The sequence below is a fragment of the Bifidobacterium sp. genome, assembly GCF_051876855.1.
Classification (GTDB): Bacteria; Actinomycetota; Actinomycetes; order Actinomycetales; family Bifidobacteriaceae; genus Bifidobacterium.
This window is the reverse complement of sequence record NZ_JBJEIH010000016.1, coordinates 1-3,195: the sequence shown is the minus strand read 5'-3', so window position 1 is coordinate 3,195 and position 3,195 is coordinate 1. Positions and strand designations below refer to the sequence as shown.

The following is a 3,195-nucleotide window of genomic DNA, read 5'->3' as shown; positions in this document are numbered from 1 at the left end:
GCGGATTGAACATTTCCCGGCCGTTCCTCTTGGGCAACGTCGCTGTTGCCGGATGAGGCGGTGCGTAACCATCTGCGCACGATTGTGTTTCGGGGGTGGTGTGGCGGGGTGCGCGTGGGGCTTGGCGAGGCTGTGGGGTGGTGGGGTTGGCTCACACAACGACCCGGCCGACGGCAGAAACCGGTCAACCGGACCCACAGAACGGCCACCGTGTGAGGATTCACTCACACGGTGGGGAGTTTTCGGGTGGTATCGGGGGACGCGGCGGGGATGAGATCCGGAAATGGCCGCAACGGGCGGCACCGCCCTAACTCAGGCAGTTGCGGCTTGGACCAGGCATTGGGCGACGCGCTCGGTGATCGCTTCGGGTTGCGAAATCGTCACTCGCATCGCATTGCCTTGGGTGATGCCCGCATCGGTCAGCAACGTTGCGGCCGCGCCATCAATACCAATAGTCGAAGCACAGCTGAAACCGCCTGCTCCAACAGTTCCGATGCCTGCGGTGTCGGCAACATGATAGGCGGCGTCACCGATTTCGCGACCAGCCCTGCAACCAGCATCCCCGACACTGGCAGCGCTGACCCCACCAGTCCCAGCAACACCACCAACCTCAGCGTCACCGCCAGCACCAGCGACATCAACGCCCGCAGTCCTCTCAACACCTACAACCCCAGCAATCACATCGCTCCCGACGATTCCACCATCCACCCAATCGTCGCCGCCGATCACACACTCCTGCACACGCGAACCGTCATCACTTGCCAAAACACGGAATTCCGGCAGAAACCGTCCACCTTCCGCCACACGGATATGCTCCCGCGCGAGAATCCGCCTCGCCGCAGCCGGATCGCGCACCGGCAACCACATGTTGAACCCGCTCCCCGGCACGGTTTGCATCCCGAAACGCTCCAACAGCGCAGCCATCGTCTTGCGTCTGAGCGCATACGTATGGCGCGCCCCCGCAATGGTCGAATACGCTTGACGGTCCGCAAGCATCTCGCACAGCAGCTCCTGCAAGAACCGGCTCACCCAGCCAGCTCCCAGCCGTCGCCGCTCCACAATCGCATCAACCGCTTCGCGCGTCCCCGACAATGCCGCAAGCCGCAAATCGGGGCCATGCGATTTCGAAAAACTGCGGATATGAATCACCCGGTCAGGCAACAGGGACCCCAAGGACACCGCGAATACATCAGCGACCATGCCACTGCTATCATCCTCGAGAATCGGCGGAATCTCGCGCCCGGCAACCTCCTGCTCCCACATGCGCAGCACCCGGGCAATCACCGACAACCGTTGGGGCGTATAGCTGATACCCGTAGGATTCTGCGCCCGCGGCTGGATGATGATCATGCCGATGCGACGGCCCTGGTCACGCGTCGGCCCTGCGGACGGACTGAAACGCTCCAGCACCTCGAACAGAAGATTGGGATCCATGCCTTCCGCGTCAACCGGCACGCCAACGGCGATTGCCCCATTTTCGCGCAGCACATCAAGAATGAACGGGTACGTGGGCGATTCGACAATCACGACATCGCCATGGCGCACGAATGTGGCGATGGCGAGCGCAAGTCCATCCCCCGCCCCGGACACCATGGTCATCGCCTGCGGATCATACGGCCAGTCGCCGCGCAATTCTTCCTCCAGCATCGGCAGGATTGTCGGCCCGGTGTACGAGTTCACGAATGCCCGCCGGTTGCCGAGCCGGGCCAAATATGGGCGGATTGGCGGCAGAAGCGTATTGTCCGGGGTTCCGCGGGACAGGTCGATGACCGGGGTGTGGACGGCGTCGAAGCCTCGCGCCTGGCCGGATGCACGCCTGTCGAATCCGGACACACCGGCACCCGATGCGCGAGAAGCGGACACGCCGGTATTTCGACCGGATTTTCGACCATGATTCGGCCCGGCATCGCGTCCGTCGGCACGCCCCTCGCCTATTCCGTTGGCACGCACGTCAGTACGCCCAGCCGCCCTTTCGGCATCGCGCTCTGCATCGTGTCCGGCATCTTCACTGACCTGTTGCCCAGATTCTTCTTCATCGCCCGGCATTCCGAGGATTTGGCTCGCATCGGACATGTCGAATATGGCACGGGCGCCCGCCGCAGAAGGCATGGTTGTACGCGCTCCCCGGCCATCCGCGCCTCCTGCGAATGACGCAGCTGCGGCAGGTGGAATGTTCACTTCGGACAGCGCCTGCGGAAGCACGAACGTGCCGGCTCTACCCCGTGAATGGACGACCCCCGAACGTGCGAGCATATGGTACGCGGCGGAAACCGTGGCCGGGCTCACGCGAAGCGTCGCCGCAAGTGCGCGAACGGTCGGCAAACGGGTTCCTTCGGGCAGAACTTCAGTGGAGACCAGCGTGGTCAGTGATTCGACGATGCGTTGCGGAGTCGCCTTCGCGGTCTGGGTACGGACGAATCCCGCAAGCCGCTCGGCGTCGACGACCAGCGTCTGCCCTGCCCGAATGTCGGACGCTGCAGAATCCGCGGCAGAATCCGCAGCGCTGGAATCCGCATCACCGGAATCGACATCGTCCGGATGACGAATCCTCGAATCATTGTGCTTCTTGTCTGTGATCATTTCGTCTTCTCGCCTTCTGAACTCTCCGCGGCCCACGCGCACACGCTTCATATGACATGCCAAGTATCGCCAATCGCGGTTATTCCGGTGTTTCACGGCGATGCACAACAGGAAATGTCCACGTAAAACACGAAATGTTCATTGCCCACAATGCCAATTGCAAGGTCACATGACGTCACATGCGATGCAAAAGAACACAGCCGGCCCGACGCCGGAACCCATCCAAGGAAAGGACACATCATGGGACACGATTGCTCGGCAGATGAGACGATCTGGGACGACGCCTACGCGTTGGACCGCGCGCACGTTTTCCACTCCTGGCACGCGCAGCGCAACCTCCACCCAACCGAGGTAGTCACCGGCCACGGCGTGTGGCTCAACTACGCGGATGGCCGTGAGATGCTGGACTTCACCAGCCAGCAGGTCAACGTGAATATCGGCTACCAGCACCCCGCGGTCGTCGCGGGCATCAAACAACAGGCCGAATTGCTCGCCACCATCGGCCCCGACTACGCGAACCTAGCCCGCGGGCGGGCCGCCTCGCTCGTGGCACGACGCGCGCCAGAAGGGTTCGACAAGGTGTTCTTCACAAACGCCGGCGCCGACGCGAACGAG

2 protein-coding genes are annotated in these 3,195 nt (G+C 62.6%); one reads left to right on the top strand and one right to left on the bottom strand.

The genetic code is table 11. The features are described from left to right. Positions 1–312: 312 nt before the first annotated feature. On the bottom strand, positions 313–2,580 hold the full coding sequence (locus ACI38B_RS00855) for an aminotransferase class I/II-fold pyridoxal phosphate-dependent enzyme (protein WP_439729140.1): 2,268 nt from the start codon (positions 2,578–2,580) through the stop codon (positions 313–315). A gap of 240 nt (positions 2,581–2,820) precedes the next feature. Between ACI38B_RS00855 and ACI38B_RS00850 the strand changes: the two genes are divergently transcribed. Next, positions 2,821–3,195, top strand: a 375-nt coding sequence (locus tag ACI38B_RS00850) for an aminotransferase class III-fold pyridoxal phosphate-dependent enzyme (RefSeq protein ID WP_439729139.1), incomplete at its 3' end; no start/stop codon positions are given.